General features: G+C 72.7%; 23 protein-coding genes. 11 read left to right on the top strand and 12 right to left on the bottom strand.

Translation table 11 applies throughout. The features are described from left to right. Positions 1-2: 2 nt before the first annotated feature. Positions 3-1,148, bottom strand: coding sequence for a L,D-transpeptidase (locus tag LNK82_RS08305; protein ID WP_230566354.1), 1,146 nt, complete (start codon positions 1,146-1,148; stop codon positions 3-5). A gap of 90 nt (positions 1,149-1,238) precedes the next feature. Here LNK82_RS08305 and LNK82_RS08300 point away from each other — a divergent pair, with 90 nt between their 5' ends. After that, entirely contained in the window at positions 1,239-1,970 is a 732-nt protein-coding gene (locus LNK82_RS08300; RefSeq protein ID WP_230566353.1) for an SDR family NAD(P)-dependent oxidoreductase, read from the top strand. A gap of 38 nt (positions 1,971-2,008) precedes the next feature. Here LNK82_RS08300 and LNK82_RS08295 read toward each other — a convergent pair whose 3' ends face one another. Further along, a complete protein-coding gene (locus LNK82_RS08295) occupies positions 2,009-2,971 on the bottom strand; it encodes a chymotrypsin family serine protease (RefSeq protein ID WP_230566352.1) in 963 nt (320 codons plus the stop codon). Positions 2,972-3,067: 96 nt separating this feature from the next. Beyond that, positions 3,068-4,177 carry a UDP-N-acetylmuramate dehydrogenase gene (locus LNK82_RS08290; protein WP_230566351.1) on the bottom strand — a complete coding sequence of 370 codons (1,110 nt, stop codon included), beginning with the start codon at positions 4,175-4,177 and terminating at the stop codon, positions 3,068-3,070. Here LNK82_RS08290 and LNK82_RS08285 point away from each other — a divergent pair. From LNK82_RS08285 to LNK82_RS08265, 5 genes are all read left to right on the top strand, one after another. Then, entirely contained in the window at positions 4,176-4,670 is a 495-nt protein-coding gene (locus tag LNK82_RS08285) for a DUF2505 domain-containing protein (RefSeq protein ID WP_230566350.1), read from the top strand. The genes LNK82_RS08290 and LNK82_RS08285 overlap by 2 nt on opposite strands. After that, positions 4,649-5,452 (top strand): class I SAM-dependent methyltransferase, encoded by an 804-nt coding sequence (locus tag LNK82_RS08280; protein ID WP_230566349.1) that lies wholly within the window; start codon positions 4,649-4,651, stop codon positions 5,450-5,452. The genes LNK82_RS08285 and LNK82_RS08280 overlap by 22 nt, the downstream gene beginning before the upstream one ends. Positions 5,453-5,462: 10 nt before the next feature. Then, positions 5,463-6,197, top strand: coding sequence for a maleylpyruvate isomerase family mycothiol-dependent enzyme (locus LNK82_RS08275; protein WP_230566348.1), 735 nt, complete (start codon positions 5,463-5,465; stop codon positions 6,195-6,197). A gap of 12 nt (positions 6,198-6,209) precedes the next feature. Continuing rightward, a complete protein-coding gene (purU, locus tag LNK82_RS08270) occupies positions 6,210-7,088 on the top strand; it encodes a formyltetrahydrofolate deformylase (RefSeq protein WP_230566347.1) in 879 nt (292 codons plus the stop codon). Positions 7,089-7,201: 113 nt separating this feature from the next. Then, complete coding sequence (locus LNK82_RS08265) at positions 7,202-8,269, top strand: LOG family protein (protein ID WP_230566346.1); 1,068 nt, start codon at positions 7,202-7,204, stop codon at positions 8,267-8,269. On the opposite strand, the gene LNK82_RS08260 is transcribed toward LNK82_RS08265, so the two are convergent. Next, on the bottom strand, positions 8,241-9,641 hold the full coding sequence (locus tag LNK82_RS08260) for an amidase (protein ID WP_230566345.1): 1,401 nt from the start codon (positions 9,639-9,641) through the stop codon (positions 8,241-8,243). The two genes, LNK82_RS08265 and LNK82_RS08260, sit on opposite strands and share 29 nt — an antisense overlap. A gap of 16 nt (positions 9,642-9,657) precedes the next feature. On the opposite strand from LNK82_RS08260, the gene LNK82_RS08255 reads away from it, so the two are divergent. After that, positions 9,658-10,158, top strand: a complete 501-nt coding sequence (locus LNK82_RS08255; protein ID WP_230566344.1) for a TetR/AcrR family transcriptional regulator — start codon at positions 9,658-9,660, stop codon at positions 10,156-10,158. Here the strand turns inward: LNK82_RS08255 and LNK82_RS08250 are convergent. Next, positions 10,155-10,703 carry a YbaK/EbsC family protein gene (locus LNK82_RS08250; protein WP_230566343.1) on the bottom strand — a complete coding sequence of 183 codons (549 nt, stop codon included), beginning with the start codon at positions 10,701-10,703 and terminating at the stop codon, positions 10,155-10,157. The genes LNK82_RS08255 and LNK82_RS08250 overlap by 4 nt on opposite strands. Positions 10,704-10,774: 71 nt before the next feature. On the opposite strand from LNK82_RS08250, the gene LNK82_RS08245 reads away from it, so the two are divergent. Then, positions 10,775-11,533 (top strand): MerR family transcriptional regulator, encoded by a 759-nt coding sequence (locus LNK82_RS08245; protein WP_230566342.1) that lies wholly within the window; start codon positions 10,775-10,777, stop codon positions 11,531-11,533. A gap of 48 nt (positions 11,534-11,581) precedes the next feature. Here the strand turns inward: LNK82_RS08245 and LNK82_RS08240 are convergent, their stop codons facing one another. The 5 genes from LNK82_RS08240 to LNK82_RS08220 form a co-directional block, all read right to left on the bottom strand. After that, positions 11,582-12,136 carry a type 1 glutamine amidotransferase domain-containing protein gene (locus tag LNK82_RS08240; protein WP_230566341.1) on the bottom strand — a complete coding sequence of 185 codons (555 nt, stop codon included), beginning with the start codon at positions 12,134-12,136 and terminating at the stop codon, positions 11,582-11,584. A gap of 9 nt (positions 12,137-12,145) precedes the next feature. Continuing rightward, entirely contained in the window at positions 12,146-12,805 is a 660-nt protein-coding gene (locus tag LNK82_RS08235) for an alpha/beta fold hydrolase (RefSeq protein ID WP_230566340.1), read from the bottom strand. After that, positions 12,802-13,086: a DUF2516 family protein gene (locus tag LNK82_RS08230; RefSeq protein ID WP_372470446.1), complete on the bottom strand. Its 285-nt coding sequence runs from the start codon at positions 13,084-13,086 to the stop codon at positions 12,802-12,804. Before LNK82_RS08230 ends, LNK82_RS08235 begins: the two co-directional genes overlap by 4 nt. Positions 13,087-13,202: 116 nt before the next feature. Further along, a complete protein-coding gene (locus LNK82_RS08225; RefSeq protein WP_230566339.1) occupies positions 13,203-13,907 on the bottom strand; it encodes a hypothetical protein in 705 nt (234 codons plus the stop codon). Positions 13,908-13,912: 5 nt separating this feature from the next. Next, entirely contained in the window at positions 13,913-14,365 is a 453-nt protein-coding gene (locus tag LNK82_RS08220) for a helix-turn-helix domain-containing protein (protein ID WP_230566338.1), read from the bottom strand. A 112-nt stretch (positions 14,366-14,477) separates the two neighbouring features. Between LNK82_RS08220 and tgmC the strand changes: the two genes are divergently transcribed. Further along, positions 14,478-15,602 carry an ATP-grasp peptide maturase system methyltransferase gene (tgmC, locus tag LNK82_RS08215; RefSeq protein ID WP_230566337.1) on the top strand — a complete coding sequence of 375 codons (1,125 nt, stop codon included), beginning with the start codon at positions 14,478-14,480 and terminating at the stop codon, positions 15,600-15,602. A 97-nt stretch (positions 15,603-15,699) separates the two neighbouring features. Here tgmC and LNK82_RS08210 read toward each other — a convergent pair whose 3' ends face one another. Continuing rightward, positions 15,700-16,191 (bottom strand): TFIIB-type zinc ribbon-containing protein, encoded by a 492-nt coding sequence (locus LNK82_RS08210; protein WP_230566336.1) that lies wholly within the window; start codon positions 16,189-16,191, stop codon positions 15,700-15,702. Positions 16,192-16,264: 73 nt separating this feature from the next. Between LNK82_RS08210 and LNK82_RS08205 the strand changes: the two genes are divergently transcribed. Further along, positions 16,265-18,193, top strand: coding sequence for an NACHT domain-containing protein (locus LNK82_RS08205; protein ID WP_230566335.1), 1,929 nt, complete (start codon positions 16,265-16,267; stop codon positions 18,191-18,193). Here LNK82_RS08205 and LNK82_RS08200 read toward each other — a convergent pair. Further along, on the bottom strand, positions 18,182-19,354 hold the full coding sequence (locus LNK82_RS08200; RefSeq protein WP_230566334.1) for a pyridoxal phosphate-dependent aminotransferase: 1,173 nt from the start codon (positions 19,352-19,354) through the stop codon (positions 18,182-18,184). The genes LNK82_RS08205 and LNK82_RS08200 overlap by 12 nt on opposite strands. A gap of 29 nt (positions 19,355-19,383) precedes the next feature. Between LNK82_RS08200 and LNK82_RS08195 the strand changes: the two genes are divergently transcribed. Continuing rightward, positions 19,384-20,640 (top strand): DUF445 domain-containing protein, encoded by a 1,257-nt coding sequence (locus tag LNK82_RS08195; RefSeq protein WP_372470436.1) that lies wholly within the window; start codon positions 19,384-19,386, stop codon positions 20,638-20,640. The last annotated feature ends 65 nt before the right edge of the window (positions 20,641-20,705 follow it).

Here is a 20,705-nt window from a genome sequence, read left to right as displayed (position 1 = left end):
GCTCACAGAGCGGACATCGTCTGCCACTGCGCCCAAGGAATCTGCCAGTCGTACCAGTCGAACTGCGCCGGCAACGTCGTAGCCGACCCGGTCACCTCCACCGGATCACCGACCATCGCGCTGTCGTAGTACGCCTTGGCATCGGCCTCCAACAGGTTCGCGCACCCGTGGGACGAGTTGAGCTTGCCGATGTTCGCCGCGTTGTCGTTGTTCTCGTGGATGAACTCACCGTGGTTGGAGAACCGCACCGACCACTTCTTCACGACGTTGGTGTAGCCGTACTGGGGGTTGTCGAAGCTCCACGTGTCGAACTTCTGCATCACCACGAACGTGCCGTTCGGCGTGGCCAGGTTCGGGTCGTCGTCCTTGCCGAACGACGCCGGGTAGGTCGCCACCGTCTGCCCGTCACGCTGCACGACCAACTGGTGCGACGGCGTGTCGATCTTCACGACCTGGTTGCGGCCGATGGTGAAGTCGCTGGTCACGTCCGCGCGACCGTACGCGCCGCCGCCGTAGGGCACCCCGTACAGCTTCGCCTCGACGTGGATCTGGGTGTTCGCGGGCCAGTACTTCTCCGGCCGGTAGTGGACCTCGCGCGAGCTGAGCCACGCCCAACTGCCCTTGACCCCGGCCGAGTTCGTCACGGTCAGCGCCTTCTCGACGGTCGCGCGATCCGCGACGTCGGCGTCGAAGTCGACCTTGATCGGCACCGCCACGCCCATGGTCTGGTTGTCGCCGGGGAACAGCGTCGCGCGCACCTGCGAAGCTGGGTTCACCGTGGTGAACCCGCCCTTCAGCTCGACCGGCCTGCCGTCGGTCCCGGTCGCCCGACCCGCGTACGCGTACGCCTTGCCGAACCCGAGCGGCTCCGTGCTGGACCACGACTTCTTGTCCTCGGCGAGCTTGCCCTGGACCGCCTTGCCCTCGGGGTTGGTGACCGCGACCTGGTCGATCGTGCCCTCGGCCACGGTGACCTGCACCGGCGCGTTCACCGGGGCGTCGACCGCGCCGTCCGCGGGCGCGGTGGTGAACTTGGCCACCGGCGGGTTGTCGCCGCCGATCGGTTTCGCGGTGCCCGTTTCCACCTTCGCCGAGCAGCCGGCCACCAGGGCCAAGCCGAGCAGCAGAGCCGCCACTGTCCTGTGCACGTTACGACCTCCTGATCGAAGGACGTCCCACTCGACTCCCGGTGCGAGTGATCCGCGTCACATGCGCGTCCCACGCCTAGGATTCCCGGTGTGAACCGTCCTATCGCAGTCGTGACCGGAGCCAGTGCGGGCATCGGCGAGGCCACCGCCCGCAGGCTCGCCGCCGAGGGCTTCCACGTGGTGCTCGGCGCCCGGCGGGTCGACCGCCTCAAGGTTATCGCGGATGAGATCGAGGGCGCCGCGGTCGAGTTGGACGTCACCTCCGCCTCGTCGGTCGAGTCCTTCCTCGACGCCATCCCCGCGGCGAACGTGCTGGTCAACAACGCCGGCGGCGCGCGCGGCCTCGCCACCGTCGCCGAAGCCGACGAGGAGCACTGGCGGTGGATGTGGGAGACGAACGTGCTCGGCACGTTGCGCGTCACCAAGGGCCTGCTGCCGAAGCTGATCGCCTCCGGTGACGGGCACGTCGTCACCGTCACCTCCGTCGCCGCCTACGAGGCCTACGACAACGGCTCGGGCTACACCTCCGCCAAGCACGCCCAGTCCGCGCTGCACCGCACGCTGCGCGGCGAGCTGCTCGGCCAACCCGTGCGCGTGACCGAGATCCTGCCCGGCATGGTCGAGACCGACTTCTCCGTCAACCGGTTCGACGGCGACGCCGACCGGGCCGCGGCCGTCTACCAGGGCGTGACGCCGCTCACCGCGGACGACGTGGCGGACGTGATCGCGTTCGCGGTGACCAGGCCGCCGCACGTCAACCTGGACCAGATCGTCCTCAAGCCCCGCGCGCAAGCGTCAGCTTCACGGGTGCACCGGGCCTGACCGGACCAGACCAGACCGCACAGGACCACCGAACGGCATCACCCCGACGTCAGCAGTTCCACGTCCAGCTGGTCGAGCACCGGACCGATGGGGTTCGCGAACCCCCGGTCCGGGCTCCCGCCGCAGTACAACCCGACCACGCGGTTCGCGTCGTCCAGCAGCACCGCGCCCGAGTCACCGTGGTCGGCGAACCGGGGCGTCTCGATCCGGATCTGGTCGTACAGCGTCCGCACGCCCAGCTGCACCCCGAAGTCCAGCGTGATCGCCGCGTCCGTCGACGCCACCACGCCCTCCGTGACCGCCGTGGTCCGACCGCGCTTGCGCACCCGGTCACCGACCCGCGCCCGCGCGGCACCCGTCACCGCGCCCAACCCCACCACCTCCGGCCGCACGCGCGGTGTCGTCAGCGTGATCGCGGCGGCGTCCACCTTCGCCGACAACGCCGCCCGCGCCAGCACTCCGACCCGGTCGCGCACCGGGTGCCCGCCGTCGACGCGGGACGGGTGCACCATCGGGTCGCCGACCGCCCAGGCGTCGTCCACGCAGGCCACGTGGAACGACGTCAACGCCATCACCGTGCTCCTGCGGCGCGGCGTGACCAGCGCGCCCAGCGTCCCGGCCACCACGTAGTCGTCCACCTCCGGCACGTCCGGCGGCACGAACCGGATCGCCCGGCTCGGCCCGATCCCGATGCCGCCGGCCAACGACTCGTGCCGCTCCGCACCGCTCACGCCCTCGGGCGAGGCGATGGTGTGGTGCGGCCAGAACGTGTCCTCGACCACGTCGGTCGGCACACCCAGAACGTCCGGCGGGATGGCGAACTGCGCGGCGCGGCCCTTGTGGCGGACGAACACGACGATCGCCAGCCGGCCGGTCGCCCGGCCGCCGACGGTCTTCTCGCCGAGGTCGACACCCACCACACCGGGCCGGCTCAGGAAATCGTCCTCAACCAGCTTCTTGATCGGCCTGACGTCCGCTCGATCGTCGTCGGGGTAGGCCATGACGACCTCCAACAGGTGCCCCTACCTCCATGAAACGCGTGGAGTGAGGATTCGTCACACCGCGTCACCCGATCGGCGGTTCGATCAGGTGGCCGATCACCCGAGCTCGCAGCCCACCAGCACGGGCTCCGGGAGCAGCTCCACCCCGAACGCAGCCCGCACCCCGTCCCGCACCTCGCGCGCCAGGTCCAGCAGGTCCTCCGTCGACGCGCCGCCCCGGTTCGTCAACGCCAGCGTGTGCTTGCCCGACAACGCCACCCGGCCACCCGGCCCCCGGTGCCCGCGCCCGAACCCGGCCCGCTCGATCAGCCACGCCGCCGACAGCTTCGAGTACCCGGCACCCGCCGGGTACGTCGGCACCTCCACCTGCGGCCCGAGCCGTTCGGCGATCCGGATCAGCACCCCGGCCAACGTCGAGTCGTCCAGCAGCGGGTTGGTGAAGAACGAGCCCGCGCTCCACGTGTCGTGATCGGTCGCGTCCAGGACCATGCCCTTGCCGCGCCGCAGTTCCAGCACCGCCTTGCGGGCCGCGTCGGCGGGCACCCGGTCGCCTGGCGCGACGCCGAGCACCCTGGCCAGCTCGCCGTACCGGATGGGCGCGGACTGCCCGCCCGCGGTCAGCGCGAACCGCGCCCGCAGCACCACCGCGTGGTCGGTGCCCTTCAGCACACTGGTCCGGTACGCGAGCCCCAGGCCGTCCGCCGGCACCTGGTGCACGCGACCCGTGCGGCGGTCCAGCAGGTCCACCGACGTCAGCACCTGCGCCACCTCGACGCCGTACGCGCCGACGTTCTGCACCGGCGTGGCGCCGACCAGGCCCGGGATCCCCGACAGGCACTCCAGCCCGCCCAGCCCTTGCGCCACGGCCTCCGCGACGACCGAGTCCCAGTCCTCGCCCGCCTCCACGGTCAGCTGCACGAGGCCGTCGCCCAACGGGTCGAGCCGGCGGCCGGACGTGCCGACCGCCACCACCGTGCCGTCGAACCCGGCGTCGGACACCACCAGGTTCGAACCGCCGCCGAGCAGCAGCAACGGCTCGCCGTCCGCGTCCAACGCGCGGACGGTCTCGACCAGCTCGGCGGCTGTGGCGGCGCGCGTGAACCTCGTCGCAGGGCCACCGAGCCGCAGCGTGGTGCACTCGGCCAGCGGCACACGGGCACTGGAGGGCGGGGTGGTCACGACCGTGAACGGTAGCCTCCGCGACATGGCACGCCGCATCGAGCACCGAACCACGTCCCGCTGGCCGGCGCGGGACGTGTACGCAGCCTTGGTCGACCAGACGTACCTGCGGGACCGGCTCGCCGAACTGGGCGGCACGAACCCGGAGCTGGTCGCCTTCACCACGACCGAGCAGAGCACGTCCTACCAGCTCAAGCAGGGTGTGCCCGCCGACAAGCTGCCGTCGGTGGCCCGCGGCCTGCTCGGCGGCGACCTCGTCATCGACCGCGCCGAGTCGTGGACCGAGGCCGGTTACGCGGGCACGGTCGAGGTGACGCTGAACGGCGTCCCGGGCCGCCTGGACGGCACGATCACGCTCGCCGACACCGCGAGTGGGAGCGAACTCACCCTCACGGGTCAGGTCAAGGTGGGCATCCCGATCATGGGCGGCAAGCTGGAGGCGATGATCGCCGAACAGGTCTCGCTGCTGCTCGACAAGGAATCCGAGTTCACCGCCGAATGGCTCGCACGCCGCGCCTAGCCGCGGGCCGGGCGCGTGCGCTCGGCCTGCCCACGAGGGGCACCACCAACCCGAACCGCCTGCGCCGGGTCGACCGGTGGGTCGCGCACACCTACCGCGACCTGCTCGCCGCGCCCGAACCGCTGGTGGTCGACCTCGGGTACGGCTCCTCGCCGATCACCACCGTCGAGATGGCGGCACGGCTGCGCGCCGTGAACCCGGGCGTCCGCGTGCTCGGCCTCGAACTCGACGCCGACCGGGTGGCCGCGGGCAAGGAGGTCGCCGACCCGCCAGGTCTCGACTTCCGGCGCGGCGGGTTCGAGCTGGCCGGCGCGCGCCCGTTGCTGCTGCGCGCGTTCAACGTGCTCCGGCAGTACACCGAGGAGCAGGCGGCCGAGGCGTGGGACACCATGGTCGGCCGGCTCGCGCCCGGCGGCGTGCTGGTCGAGGGCACGTGCGACGAGATCGGGCGCCGTTGCTGCTGGGTCGCGTTGACCTCGGAAGGGCCGCGGACGTTCACGCTCTCCTGCCTGCCCGCCGACCTGGAGACCCCGGGTGACCTCGCCGAGCGGCTGCCGAAGGCGTTGATCCACCACAACGTGCCCGGCGAGAAGGTGCACGCCCTGCTCTCCGAGCTGGACGCGTGCTGGGCGACGTGCGCGCCTTTCGCCCCCTACGGTCCGCGTGCGCGTTGGGTGGAGTCCGTGCGGCTGCTGGCCGAGCGCGGCTGGCCGGTGCTGGACGACCGGAAGCGGTGGCGGCTCGGCGAGATCACCCTGTCCTGGGACGTGGTCAGTCCCTAGGCTGTGCGGAGTGGACCACGCCGATTTCGTGCAGCACATCAAGACGCAGGCCTCCGCACTGCGCGCCGCCGCGGTCGCCGCCGGGCCCGAGGCGCAGGTGCCCACCTGTCCGGGTTGGACGGTCCGGGGCCTCGTCGACCACATAGCGATGGTCCACTCGTGGGCGTTGCGGGCCCTGCACACGCCGGCCGACGGGGACTGGGTCAAGCCCGAGGACCGCCCCGCCGACTGGGACGAGCTGCTCGACTGGTGGGACAAGAAGGTCGACGAGCTGGCCGACACCCTGCTCGGCTCCACGTCGAACACGCCGGCGTGGACGTTCGTCGGGCCGAAGACCTTCGGCTTCTGGTCACGCCGGCAGGCGCACGAGACCGCGATCCACCGGCTCGACGCCGAGCACGCCCGGCACGGCGCGGACGTGCCGTCCCTGCTGTTCGACGTCGAGTTCGCGGCCGACGGGGTGGACGAGTTCCTGACCCGGATGCTGCCGACCGGCGCCCGGCGCAGGCCGATCGCGCGGACGGGGCGGGTGCTGTTCCACGCCGCCGACGCGAGCCGCGCCTGGGAGCTCCGGCTCACGCCGGGTCAGCCGCCGCAGGTCGGCCCGATCACCGATTCCGGGACCGACGAGGACGCCACCGTGGCCGGGACCGCCGACGCGGTCTACCGGGCGGCGTGGGGCAGGCCGAGCGGCGCCATCACATCGGGTGACCGGTCCCTGCTGGACGGGCTGCCGCGACCGTAGATACTTCCGGTCGTGCCTCTGCCTGAACGACGCTACGTGATCACCTTCGGCTGCCCCGACCGCACCGGCATCGTGGCCCGGATCTCCTCGTTCCTGGCCGAGCACGGTGGCTGGATCGTCGAAGCGGCCTACCACACCGACCCGACCACAAACTGGTTCTTCACCCGCCAGGAGGTCCGGGCCGACTCGCTGCCGTTCGACGTGGACGAGCTGCGGGTCCGGTTCGCCGAGGTGGCCCGCGAGCTGGGCGCGCGTCCCGGCTCGTGGCGGGTCGCCGACTCGGGCGAGCGCAGGCGGGTGGTGATCCTGGTGTCCAAGGAGGGCCACTGCCTGTACGACCTGCTGGGCCGGGTGGCGTCGCACGAGCTGGACGTCGACGTGTCCGCGGTCATCGGCAACCACGCCGACCTGGCCGGGATCACCAGGGCGCACGGCATCCCGTTCCACCACGTGCCGTTCCCGGCGAACGACCCGGAGGGCAAGGCGGCGGCGTTCGCGCAGCTGCGGCAGCTCGTGGACGCCCACCGGCCGCACGCGGTGGTGCTGGCGCGGTTCATGCAGATCCTGCCCGCCGAGCTGTGCGCGGACTGGGCCGGGCGGGCGTTGAACATCCACCACAGCTTCCTGCCGTCGTTCATCGGGGCGCGGCCGTACCACCAGGCGCGCAGCCGGGGCGTGAAGCTGGTCGGCGCGACGTGCCACTACGTGACCGCGGACCTCGACCAGGGCCCGATCGTGGAGCAGGACGTGATCCGGGTGGACCACACCGACTCCGTCAACGACATGGTGCGCAAGGGGCGTGACATCGAGAAGGTCGTGCTGTCGCGCGGTCTCCGGTGGCACCTGGAGGACCGCGTCCTGGTGCACGGCAACCAGACCGTCATCTTCTGAGGGTCGAACCCACCACCTCTGAACGTAGGACTCTCGCGAGAGCCCCACGTTCGCGCACCCCGGGTACGACGTCGGCGCGACGGGAGTCCGACGCTCGCCCGTAGGCTGCGCCGGTGCGCACCGAGTACACCGACCTCGACCAGGTCCGCGCGGCCACCGAGTTGAGGCACGCCGTCCTCGTCGGGCTCGACCTGGGCGAGGAGGACCTGCGCGTCCCCATGGACGGCGCGCTGTTCCTCGGCTGCACGCTCTCGCCGCTGGCCCAACGACGCGCGGCGGCGGCCGGGGCGCTGGTGTTCCCGACCATCCCCGGCCTGCCCTACGACGTGTACCGGTCGCGGCTCTACACGCCGGCCGAGCTGTTCGCCGGTTTCGACCCGGACGACCCGCTGTCCTACGCCGACACCCCGGACGCCCTGATCTACCGGCACAGCCGCGCCCAAGGCCACAACCCGGACCCGCTGCACGCGCTCGCCGAACGCCTGCACGACCACGCGATCACCGAGGCGTTGGCGGACGCGCTGCCCGAACGGCCGGTCGCCGTGATGGGCGGGCACGCGCTCGGCCGCGACACGGAGGGCTATCGGCGGGCGGTGGGGCTCGGCGCGGCGCTCGGCGAAGCCGGGTTCACCGTGCTGACCGGCGGCGGTCCGGGCGTGATGGAGGCCGTGCCGCTGGGCGTGCGGATCGGCGTGGACGAGCCGACGTTGACGGACCTGGCGAAGGCGCCCGCGTTCGGCGGCGACCCCGAGTCCATCGGCCGCTGGATCGCCGCCTGCCCCACCGACCTGCCCACCTCCGACCGCCCGCGCACGATCGGCATCCCGACCTGGTTCTACGGCCACGAGCCGCCGAACCCGGCGTGCGAGCTGCACGCCAAGTACTTCGCCAACTCGGTGCGCGAGGAGGGCCTGCTGACCGTCGCCACCGGCGGCATCATCTACACGCCGGGCAGCGCGGGCACCGTGCAGGAGGTCTTCCAGGACTACTGCCAGAACCACTACGGCTCGGTCGGCCCGGCCGCGCCGATGGTGTTCCTGGGCGAGGACTTCTGGGTGGACGAGGTGCCGGCCGCGCCGCTGGTGCGCCGCCTGGCCCGCGGCCGGGAGGCCGAGCGCTGGATCCTCGTGACCGACGACGCCGACGAGGCCGTCAGCTTCCTGCGGGAGTACGCGGCGTGATCACCCGCTCCAGCACCTCGGCCGCGTCCAGGCACGCGTCCTCGCGGTAGGCCTGCCCGATCAGCTGCACGCCGACCGGCAGCCCGTCGACCACCCCGGTCGGCACGGCCACCGCGGGCAGGCCCGCGAAGCTCGTCGCGGTGCACAGCCGCATCGCGCCGGTCACCAGGTCGTGCCCCTCGCGCGAGCGCGACTCCAGGCCTGGCTCGGGCGCCCGCGCGGTGAACACCGGCCCTAGCACCAGCGGGAAGCGGGCCAGGAACTCCGCCCACGCCCGCTTCACGCCCAGCAGCACGCCGGTGAGCCGCACGTACTCCGCGACGTCCACCGGCCCGGTCTTCGCCATCGACATCTCGATGTACCGGTGCCCTTCCGGGCCGAGCAACGTCCGCACCACCGGCCAGCTCGGCGTGAACTCGGTCATCAGCATGCTCCCGTAGGCCGACAACGCCTCGTCCAGCACCGGCACGTCCGCCTCGACCACCTCGTACCCGGCGTCCGACAGCACGCCGGCGGCGTCCTCGACCGCGGCCCGCACCACCGGGTCGACACCCGTGCCGCCGGGATCGGCGACCACGGCGACCCGGCGGGGCAGCGGCGGCCCGGTCAACGGCACGGGCACCGCCCTCGGGTCGCGCGGCGACGTGCCGGCCAACGCCTCGAACGCGAGCCGCAGGTCCCCGACGGTCCGGGCGAGCGGCCCGTCCACCACGAACAGCTGCGCGCCCAGCGGCGGGTCGTCGGGACCGAGCCGGTGGTCGGCCGGGAACCGCCCGCAGGTCGGCTTCAACCCGGCGACGCCGCAGAACGCCGCCGGGATGCGCACCGAGCCGCCGGCGTCGTTGCCCAGCCCCAACGCCGCCATCCCGGTCGCCACCGCCACCCCGTCACCGCCGCTGGACCCGCCGGGCGTGACGGCCGGGTCCCACGGGTTGACGGTGTCGCCGAACAGCTCGCTGCGCGTGTGCACGCCGGCCAACGTGAGCGTCGGCATGTTCGAGTGCCCGATCGGGATCGCGCCCGCCGCGCGCAGCCGCGCCACCGGCGGCGCGTCCAGCGGCGTCACGAAGTCCTTGAACCGCACCGCGCCGTGGGTCGTCGGCACGCCGCCGATCGCGATGCTCTCCTTCACCGTGAACGGCACACCGGCCAACGGCCCGCGCGCGCCGTCGCGGTCGACCTCCGCCGCCTCGGCCAGCGCCTGCTCGGCCACCAGCCGCGTGATCGCGTTGACCACCGGGTTCACCGCGGCGATCCGCTCCAGGTGGCTCTCCACCAGCGCGACCGCCGTGACGCGGCCCGATCGCACCGCGGCGGCCTGCTCCGCCGCCGTCCAGTCCCACATGACGCCCCCGTTCCGATGCAAGTGCATCGGATACTATCCACAGGTGCCCAAGCAGGTCGAATACGAATCCCGGCGCAGGCGGATCACCGACGCGGTGTTCCTGCTCGCCGACGAGCGCGGCCTCGAAGGCGTGACCCTGAGGGACGTCGCGGCGCGCGCGGACGTCTCGATGGGCGCCGTGCAGCGGTGTTTCCGCACCAAGGACGAGATGCTGCGGTTCGCGCTGGAAGAGGTCGGCAAGCGAGTCCTGGGCCGGGCGGGCGGCACCGCGGCCGAGGCGGCACGCGCCGTCGCGCTGCCCGAGCGCGCCGAAGCCAGGGTGTGGCTCGCGTTCGTCGCGCAGGCGGCCGTCAGCCCCGCGCTCGCGCCCGTCCTGCGCGCGAGCTACGCCGACCTCGAGGACATGTTCACCAGGCTCCTCGGCGACCGCGCGCGGGCGCGCACGGTGCTGGCGCTGGCCGACGGCCTCACCACGCACGTGCTCATCGGGCACCTCACGCACGACCAGGCGCGCGAGGTGCTCGACCGGGCGCTGGCGACCTAGCGGGCCAGGCCCTCCACGACCTCGGCGCTCGGCAGCTTCGCCAGCACCTCGCCCGGGACGAGGATCTTGCTGCCCCGGATGCCGCTGCCGATGACCAGTTCCGGCGCCGCCGCCACCTCGGGCGACAGCAGCACGGGCCAGTCCTCCGGCAGGCCGATCGGCGTGATGCCGCCGTACTCCATGCCGCTGAGCGACACCGCGTCGTCCATCGGCGCGAAAGACGCCTTGCGCGCGTCCAGCCGCCGCCGGACGACCCCGTTCACGTCCGCGCGCGTGGTGGCCAGCACCACGCACGCCGCGTACCGGACGGTCTCGCCGCGCTTGCCCGCGACCACGACGCAGTTCGCCGACGCCGCCAAGGGCGAGCCGTAGTGCGCGCAGAACTCGGCCGTGTCCGCCAGCGCCGGGTCGATCTCCGCGACCGCGAGCCGCGCGCCGTCCGCCATCGACCTCACCGCCGCGGCGACCGGGTCGGCGACCAGGTCGAGTCGGTCGAGCACGGGCAAGGGGCTCAGGGTTCCCGCGATGGTCCACACACCGGCCATCCTGCCGGCCGCGCTTGACGTTGACGCTACGTCAACCCCTACCGTGGTCGGCACAGGGAGGGAGCACGGTCATGGCCTGGTCGATCGCACAGGTCGCGCGGATGTCGAAGGTCACTTCGCGGACGTTGCGGCACTACGACGCGATCGGCCTGCTCCAGCCGGCCTGGATCGGCGACAACGGCTACCGCTACTACGAGCGCGAGCAGTTGCACCGGCTCCAGCGCATCCTGCTGCTGCGCGACCTGGGACTCGGCCTCGACACCGTGGCCGAGGTCCTGGACGGGCGGCACCGGGCGGTCGACGTGCTGCGCAACCACGCGCGGTGGCTGGCCGTCGAGCAGGAGCGGCTGGCGAAGCTGGCCCGGACCGTCTCCCGCACGATCGAGGAACTGGAAGGGGGTGACGAAGTGAAGATGGAAGAGCTGTTCGACGGCTTCGACGCCGACCGCCAGGCCCGCTACGAGGCGGACCTGGTGGAGCGCTACGGCGACCAGGCGCAGGCGCACATCGACGAGGGCAAGCGCCGGATGAAGGGCTGGACGAAGGCCGACGCCGACGGGTACCTGGCCGAGTGGCGGGCGATCGTCCAGGCCTACGCCGACGTGTTCCGCGCCGGCGTCGCGGCCGACGCGCCGCGGGCGATGGAGGTCACCGACCGCCACCACGCCTGGCTGTCCCGCAGTTGGACGCCGAACCGGGAGTCCTACACCGGGCTGGGCGAGCTCTACCTCGACGCGCCGGAGTTCAGGTCCCAGCTGGACGAGCACGTCGAGGGCCTCGCCGAGTACGTCCGCGACGCGATCGCGGCGTACGCGACGGCCAGGCTCTGACCCGTCCACGGGGAGGTGCACATCCCCGTGGACCCGGTGCGGGACGCGTCAGATGTCCTGGAGCCCGAAGGCCTTGAGCGCCTCGCGGTTGAACGCGGGCAGGTCGTCGGGCTTGCGGCTGGTGACCAGGGTCCACCCGGCCACGTCGCAGACCCGCACCTCCTCGTCCGACCAGTCGCCGCCCGCGTTGCGGAGGTCGGTGGCCAGGCTCGGGAACGAGGTCAGCCGCTTGCCGCGCACCACGTCCGCCTCGACCAGCAGCCACGGCCCGTGGCAGATCGCCGCGACCGGCTTGCCCGCGGCGACGTGCTGCTTGACGAACTTCACCGCGTCGCGGTCCATCCGCAGGTTGTCGGCGTTGGCGACACCACCGGGGATCACCACGGCGTCGTAGTCCATGGGGTCCGCGTGCGCGAACGGCACGTCCACGTCGAACGTGTCGGCCGGCGTGAGGTGGTCGTACGCCTGCACCGTTCCCAGCTTGGGCGCGAGCAGCCTCGGCACGGCACCGGCCTTCTCCACGTGCTGCCAGGGCTCGGTCAGCTCGACCTGCTCGATGCCCTCCGTGTCGACCAGGAATGCGATCCTCTTCTGTTCGGCCATGGGGTTCGGCTACCCCCGCAGGAAGTCGACCAACCACCCGCGGACGTCACCGCGACGGGTCGCCCACGACGGCACGAGCTCCAGCCGGCCGTTCGGGAACGCGGCGGCCACCTGCTTGGCCACGTCCTCGGGGTGCAGCGGGTCGTCGGTCGCGCCGACCACCAGCACCGGGGCCGTGACCTGGGCCAACGCCGCGCGGTCGGTGACCGCGACCTGACCGGGCAGCTCGTTCAGCGCGCCGTCGAGCCGCGCGAACGCCTGTCGCCGTTCGGCCTGGTAGTCGGGTGGTCCGCCGACGGCGGTGATCGCCTCTTCGCGGCCGAGCAGCCGCCTCGGCTCGTCCAGCACGGCGGGCAGCAGCAGGGCGACGCGGTCGAACGCGTCGGGTTCGTCGGCGAGCAGGGCCAGCAGCGCGCCCGCCGTCAACGACACGCCGACCGCCCGGGTCGCGCCGGTCTCCCGTGCCGCCGCACGCAGGTCGGCGGCGATGCGCCGGTAGGTCCAGTAGCCCTCGGGCGCGTCGGGTGCGTCGCCGTGCGAGGGGAGGGTGACCACCACTTTCGTGCCCGGCAGTCCGGAGGTGGGCAGGCGGGCTTCGCCGGGTGTCGCGCCCAGGCCGTGGCCGACGAGCGTGACGGGTGCGCCGGAGCCGAAGCTCCGGTGCGTCACCACCGCGGGCCGCGCTGGACCTCGATCAGCCGGGGCCGGACGTCGACCACGTACACCGTGACCGCGACCAGCCCGGCGAGCCAGAACATGCCGCCGGCGGAGAACGGGTGGAACAGCAGCAGCGCGAACGCGCCACCGCCGGTGATGCCGAGCCACGCGGGCTTGGTCATGCGCTCGGCCGCCGTGTAGGCGTCGGCCCGCTGCGACAGCGCGTGCGCGAAGGCGAACACGCCCATGACCAGCGCGGCGTAGTACGCCGCGAACATGACCCAGAAGTCCAGGTAGAGGGGACTGAACGGCGGGAAGGGTGGCAACACGTCTCCAGCCTACGTGCGTGGCGCGGTCGTGGTACAGCCGAAACGGGGCGCCCCTGGTGGGACGCCCCGTCACGGTCGGGTCACTTGCCGCTGTCGGTCGGCTTCTTCGCCGTGGTCGAGCGGGTGGCCGCGGTCTTCGTCGGGCTCGCGGGCTTCACCGCGGCGGCGGGCTTGGTCGTGGTGACCGGCTTCGTCGCGGCGGGCTTGCGCGTCGCGGCCTTGCGGGTCGTCTCGCGCACCTCGGCGGCGACGTCACCGCCGACCTCGACCACGGTCTCGGCCAGCTTCTCGCTCGCGTCGTCCAGGTCGTCGGCGACCTTCTCGCCGACCGCGCGGGTGCGGCGGGACACCTTACCGAGCACGTCGTCGGCCAGCACGCGGGCGTCCGCGGCGGCGGCCTCGGTGCGCTTCTGCGCGGTCTCGACGGCCTCCTCGACCTGGTGCAGCGCCTTCTGCAGCCCCGGCTGGGTCTTCAGCTTCTCCAGCGCCTCCTCGCCGTGCTGGGCGAGGAACTGGTAGAGGTTCAGCGCGGACTGCGTGTAGGCGTCCACGACCTTGCGCAGCTCGGCCGGGTCCAGCCGGTCGCGCAGGTCCTTCTTCAGGTCGGCGGACTCGGCCGCGGTCTTCGCCGACTCGGCGCGCTCGCGGGCCTTGTTCAACGCCTCGATGACCGCCTTGGCGGCCAGGTCGCCGGCGCCGAGGGCGGCCAGCAGCGGCGTGCGGGCGGCGGCCACGGCCTGCTCGCCGGCCTTGCGGAGCTCTTCGGTGGTGGGCAGGTTCGGCATGGAGATCACTCCTCGTTGGTCTGGGTGGCGGCGGCCGGTGCGCCGGCCCCGCCGGCGGTGTTCTCCGCCTGGGCGGTCGTCCGACCGCCGGTTCTGCCGGCGGTGTTCTCCCGCCGGAACGACTCGTAGACGTCGAGCAACACCTGTTTCTGCCGCTCGGTCAGGTCGGGGGCGGTGACGATGGCGTCCGCGAGGGCCCCGCCCTCGCGCTGCTCCAGGATCCCGGCCTCGACGTACAGCGCCTCCGCCGAGATCCTCAGCCCCTTGGCGATCTGCTGCAGGATCTCCGCGCTCGGCTTGCGCAGGCCGCGTTCGATCTGGCTCAGGTACGGGTTGGAGACCCCGGCGAGCTTGGCCAGCTGCCGCAGCGAGATCTTGGCCGTGTTGCGCTGCTGGCGGATGTACTCGCCGATGTCGCGGCCGAGATCGGCCACCGCCTCGTCGATGGACTTGTCCAACTTCGCGGCACCTCCTCGATCCACCGTCGACGGTACGCGGAGGTGCTAGCTGCTGCAAGCGCCCTGCTAGCGATCGGGACGTGTGCTCGCCCACAGCGCTACGGTGGAGCACGTGGACATGGCGGCGGACCTGCGAGCACGGCTGACCGACTCGCTGCTGGCCGCGGGCGTGCTGCGCGACCGGCGGTGGGCGGAGGCGTTTCGCCAGGTCCCGAGGCACGCGTTCCTGCCGGGGTTCTTCGTCCAGCGCCCCGATGGAGCCTGGGAGCCGGTGACCGCGGAGCACCCGGACCACCTCGCGCTCGTCTACCGCAACGACGTCTGCGTGACCCAGCTCGACAACGACGACCGGGCGTGGGAGCAAGCACTCGTCACGGGAGCCGTGACGGGGGTACCCACGAGTTCGTCGAGCATGCCGACGATCATGGCGATCATGCTGGAGGCCCTGGCCGTCGCGCCGGGCGACCGGGTGCTGGAGATCGGCACCGGCACCGGCTACAACGCCGCCCTGCTCTGCCACGTGCTCGGCGAGGACCGCGTGACCTCGATCGACGTCGACCCCGGCGTGCTGGTGCGCGCGGAGGCCCGGCTGACCGCCGCCGGCTACCACCCGACGTGCGTGCTGGGCGACGGTGAGCAGGGACACCCGCCACGTGCTCCTTACGACCGGATCCTCGGGACGTGCGCCGTGTCCCGCATCCCCGCGGCGTGGCTGGAGCAGACCGCGCCGGGCGGGGCGATCGTGACCACGTTCAACCGGGCCATCGGCGCCGGTCTGGTGCGGCTGACCGTGCGCGACGGGCGGGCCACCGGTCGCGTGCTGCTGGAGGACGGCCGGTTCATGCCGTTGCGCGCGCACCGGCAGGAGTGGGCGGACGAGGCGCTGCTGGAGGCCCTGACCCGGGAGCCGACGACGTCGCGCACGACCCTGCTGTCCTCGCGCAGCGTGCTGGACCCGGCCGGCGGCTTCGAGTTCTTCGCCGGGCTGGCGCTGGCCGAGGTGGCGGTGGCGGCCGACCCGATCCGCCTCGTGCACCCCGACGGCTCGTGGGTCCGGCACCGCGGCGCGGTCGTGGACCAGGGCGGTCCGCGGGCGCTGTGGGACGTCGCCGAAGCCGCCTACCGGCAGTGGCGCGCGCTGGGCAGACCGCGCCGCCACCAGTTCACCTTCACCGCGACGCCGACGTCACAGCACTTCGCCCTCGATGGCACCGACCTGACCTGGCCGCTCCCGTGAGTCCTACCTCCAGCACGCGTGTGTCCTACGTCCAGAACGCGCGTGTCCTACGTTCGCGTACCCCGAGTTGAACGCTCGGAACGCGCCGACCGGCCGTTCAGTCGAGCAGTTCCTCCAGGAAGCTGCGCTTGCGGCGCGGGTAGTGCGGCTGCGGCGCGTAGTACCCGCCCGGGTACACGGCGGGCGGCGGCGCGGTGCCGGGCGGCGGTTGGTACGGCGGCGGCGGACCGGTCGGCGTGCCGGGAGGCGGCTGGTAGGGCGGAGGCGGACCCGCGGCGGGCGCGGGTGGCACGGCGGCGGGCTGCTGCTCGCCCTCGACCGGCACGGCGCCGTCGGCCGGCAACGTCCCCTCGATCGGCACGACCGCGGTCGGCTCGGCGGCCGGCGCCGACACCGGGACGGGCACGGGGACCGACACGGGCACGCCCTCCGGCCGGTACGGCTGCGCGTAGTGCGCCCGCTCGGCGGCGATGATCTGCTCCAGCTCGCCGCCGTCCAGGAAAACGCCCTTGCAGTTCTCGCACTGCTCGATGTGCACGGAGCCACGGCTGATGGTCCGCATGAGGTCCTGGCATTTCGGACAGATCACGCCTTCGAGGGTACGCACGACACAGGGGTCACCGCGTCACCACCATCCGTGATCGTTCAGTCATGATGCGTTGGTGTCCAGATTCCGCCAACGGGCCGTGCTCACGGGGTGCGTGCTGGCCGCCGTGCTCGCCGCGGCCGGTCTGTTCGTCACCGACTACGGCATCGACCCCGAGCTGTGGCTGTCCGGCCTCGCCCTCGGCTTCCTCGCGCTGCTCGCGGCGCTGGACCCGTGGCTGCACCGCAGGCGGGCCGCCGGCCTGTCCACCGACGACAACCTCGACGCCGCCACGAGCGCCCTGGCCCGCGCCCTGCACGCCCAGTGGAACGAGGAGTGCCGCGCCCGCGGCCTGGAGGACCACTCCCTCGACCTGCACTGGAGCGCCACGCAGGGCGAACCCGGGCACAGCGACGCCGTCGTCCGCGCGTTCGGGCGCAACCGGCGCATCGTGTTCCTCGGCGAGCCCGGCGCGGGCAAGAGCACGACGGCGATGCTGCTCGCGATCGGCCTGCTCGACCGCCACGTGGACGGTCCGGTGCCGGTCCTGCTGCCGCTGTCCACGTGGAACCCGGAGGCGGAGGACGTCCGCACCTGGATGACCCGGCGGCTGTACGAGGACCACCCGGCGCTGCGCAACACCGAGCTGTACGGCAGCTACGCCGGCGACCTGCTGGTCGAGCAGCGCCGCGTGTTCCCGGTCCTCGACGGCCTCGACCAGATCCCGCCCGAGCGCCGCGCCGACGCGCTGGACCGCATCAACCGCGCGTTCCCCGGCTCGCACCCGCTGGTGCTGACCAGCCGCACGGACGAGTTCGCCGAGGTGAACGGCACGGTGGCCGGCGCGCAGGTCGTGCAGCTGCAGCCGTTGGACCTGGAGGAGGTCGCGGGCTACCTGCGGTCGGTGTCCGACCCGGTGACCGCCGCCCGCTGGGAGCCGATCTTCCTGCACCTGCGCGACGAGCCGGACGGACGGCTGGCCGAAGCGCTGTCCACGCCGCTGGGGGTGTGGCTGGCGGGCGTCGTCTACGGCTACGGCGAGCCGAGCGAGCTGCTGGACCGGGGCCGGTTCCCCGACCGCGCCGCCATCGAGGACCACCTGGCGGACCTGCTCGTCGACGGCGCGTTCGGCGACCGCGGGGTGGCGCACCAGGCCAGGGCCAGCCAGGTCTGGCCCAAGGACAAGGCGGCCCGCTGGCTGGCGTTCCTGGCCGGCGAGATGCGCCGGCGCGGCGTGCGCGAGCTCGGCTGGTGGGACCTGCGCCGTTCGGTCACCGGCACGTGGCTGGCGCTGCTCGGCGCGATCACGCTCGGCCTGATCGGCGGCTTCGGCGTGGCCTGGCTGATGGCCTACGCGAGCACGCCGGAGCTGGCGCCGATCACCGGCCTCGCCGCCGGGCTCGCGGTCGCGGTGGCCGCGCTGTACGCCTCCGGGCACCGCGCGTCGAAGCCCCGACTCGGCGTGTGGCGCAGCCTCGTCGTGGTCAGCGGTGTGCTCGGCACGGCGGCGGGCCTGGTGTTCGGCGCGCTGTACGGGCTGTCCGCGGGCCTGGTCGTCGGCCTCGGCATCGCGGTGGCGGTAGCGCTGCGGTTCGCGCTGGGCAGCACCGCCGAGCTGAGCCACCCGTCCAGTCCGAAGTGGACGATGGCGCGGGACCGGGTCGCGGTGTGGACCGGGTCGCTGGTGCTGGCCGTGGTGTTCGGCGCGGCGGCCGGGCTGGTGTTCGGGCCGGCCCAGTCGGGCATGGTCGGGCTCGGCCTGGCGTGCGGGCTGATGCTCGGCTTCACGCTGTCCGTGCTGCACCTGCGCTGGTGGTGGTTCACCGTGGCGCGGATCTGGCTGGCGGCGCGCGGCAGGCTGCCGTGGGAGCTGATGGTGTTCCTGGAGGACGCGCGCAAGCTCGGCGTGCTGCGGCAGGCGGGCGCCGCCTACCAGTTCCGGCACGCGCTGGTGCAGGACCGGCTGGCGGGCGCGCGCCCGTCCCAGGTCACGTCAGACGCTTAGCGCCCGCAGCCGGCCGATCGCCTCGTCCAGCACCTCGTCGCGCTTGCAGAACGCGAACCGCACCAGGTGCCGCCACTCGTCCGGGTGGTCGGTGAACACCTGCACCGGCACGGCGGCCACGCCGATCCGCCCCGGCAGCTCGCGGCACAGCTGCGCGCCGTCGGTGAAGCCGAGCGGCCGGACGTCCGCGGTGATGAAGTACGTGCCCTCGCTGGGCCGCACCGCGAACCCGGCGTCGGCCAGGCCGGCGGCCAGCCGCGACCGCTTGTCCTGCAGCGACGTCCGCAGGCCTTCGACCCACTCCGACTCGTGCCGCAACGCGTGCGCCACGGCCGGCTGGAACGGCGCGCCGCCGACGAAGGTCAGGAACTGCTTGGCCGCGCGCGCCGCGCCGACCAGCTCGGCGGGACCGCACGCCCAGCCGATCTTCCAGCCCGTGCAGTTGAACGACTTGCCCGCGCCGGAGATCGTCACGGTCCGCTCGGCCATGCCGGGGAACGTGGCCAGCGGCACGTGCACGAGGCCGTCGAACACCAGGTGCTCGTACACCTCGTCGGTGATCGCCACGAGGTCGTGCTCGACGCACAGCGCGGCGACGGCGGCCAGTTCCACGTAGTTGAGCACGGTCCCGGTCGGGTTGTGCGGGGAGTTGAGCAGCAACGCCCTGGTCTTCGGGCCGATGGCGGCGCGCAGCGCGTCGACGTCGAGCCCGAGCCGGCCCGTCCCCGGCTCCTCGACCAGCCCCACCGTGCGGCGGGTCGCGCCGGCCAGCGCCACGGACGCCGCGTAGGAGTCGTAGTAGGGCTCGATGAGCACGACCTCGTCACCGGGCTCCACCAGTGCCAGCAACGTGGCCGCGATGGCCTCCGTGGCGCCGACCGTCACCAGGACCTCGGTGTCGGGGTCGTAGTGCGTGCCGTAGCGCGCGCGGTGCTCGGCGATGGCCTGGCGCAGCTCCGGCATGCCCGGGCCGGGCGGGTACTGGTTCAGCCCGGCGTCGATCGAGGCCTTGGCGACGTCGAGCATCGCGGCCGGGCCGTCGGTGTCCGGGAAGCCCTGCCCGAGGTTCACCGCCCCGGTGCGCGTGGCCAACGCCGTCATCTCGGCGAAGATCGTCGAGGTGAACGGCCTCATCCTGGTGACTAGCGCTGGTGCCCGCACAACGCCGAATCTTCACGGACAATGGCGGCGTGGAGCAACTGACCCCCGCTGACCAGCTCAAGCGCCAGGGCCTGCGCCGGATGAAGCTCGTCGCGACCGGCTTCTTCCTGGCCGCGACCCTGATCTTCGTCGTGGCACTGCTGTTCGAGGACGGCGGCCCGGCGTGGCTGGGCTACGTCCGCGCGGCGGCCGAGGCGGGCATGGTCGGCGCGCTGGCCGACTGGTTCGCGGTGACCGCGCTGTTCCGCAGGCCGCTCGGCCTGCCGATCCCGCACACCGCGATCATCCCGACCCGCAAGGACAGCTTCGGCGACGCGCTGGGGTCGTTCGTCGGGACGAACTTCCTGTCCGAGGCGGTGGTGCGGGACAAGCTGCGGCGGGCGGGCATCGGGCGGCGGCTCGGCGAGTGGGTCGCGCAACCGGAACACGCCGAACGGGTGACGTCCGAGCTGGCCAACGTCGTGAAGGGCGCGGTGACCGTGCTGCGCGACGACGACGTGCAGGCCGTGGTCGAGCAGGCGCTGGTGCGGCGGTTGGTCGACCAGCCGTGGGGCCCGCCGCTGGGCAAGCTGCTCGGCCAGGTGCTCACCGACGGCGCGCACCACAAGCTCGTGGACCTGGTGTGCGACCGGGCGTACGACTGGGTGCGGGACAACTACGACAAGGTCATGGGCGTGGTGTCGGACCGGGCGCCGACGTGGTCGCCGAAGTTCGTCGACTCGCTGCTCGGCGACAAGGTCTACAACGAGCTGCTGAACTTCGCGTGGGCGGTGAAGACCGACGTCAACCACCCGATGCGGCTGGCGGTGGACCAGTTCCTGATCGAGTTCGCGGGCGACCTGCGGACCGACCCGGCGACCATGCAGCGGGCCGAGCAGGTCAAGCAGCAGCTCGTGACGCACCCGGACGTGCAGCGGCTCATCGGGTCGGCCTGGGGCACGGCGAAGAAGATGCTGCTCGACGCGGCCGAGGACCCGTCGTCGGAGCTGCGCAAGCGCGTGCGCGAGGGCTTGATGACGTTCGGCCGCCGGATGGTGGAGGACGAGTCGCTGCGCGAGAAGGTCGACGGGTGGCTCGAGGGCGCGGCGGGGTACGTGGTGACCAACTACCGCGACGAGATCACCACGCTGATCACCGACACCGTCGAGCGCTGGGACGCCGAGGAGACCTCGCGCAAGATCGAGCTGCAGGTCGGCCGCGACCTGCAGTTCATCCGGATCAACGGCACGGTCGTCGGCGCGCTCGCGGGCCTCGCGATCTACACCGTGAGCCAGCTCGTGACGTGACCTGAGCGTTGAACTCGGGGGTCCTGAACGTAGGACACACGCGTTCCGAACGTAGGACTCTCGCG

Origin of the sequence: Saccharothrix luteola (assembly GCF_020859565.1) — a bacterium.
GTDB classification, from domain to species: Bacteria; Actinomycetota; Actinomycetes; order Mycobacteriales; family Pseudonocardiaceae; genus Actinosynnema; species Actinosynnema luteola.
The sequence above is the reverse complement of the archived record's forward strand: the minus strand, read 5'-3'. Positions and strand labels throughout refer to the sequence as shown.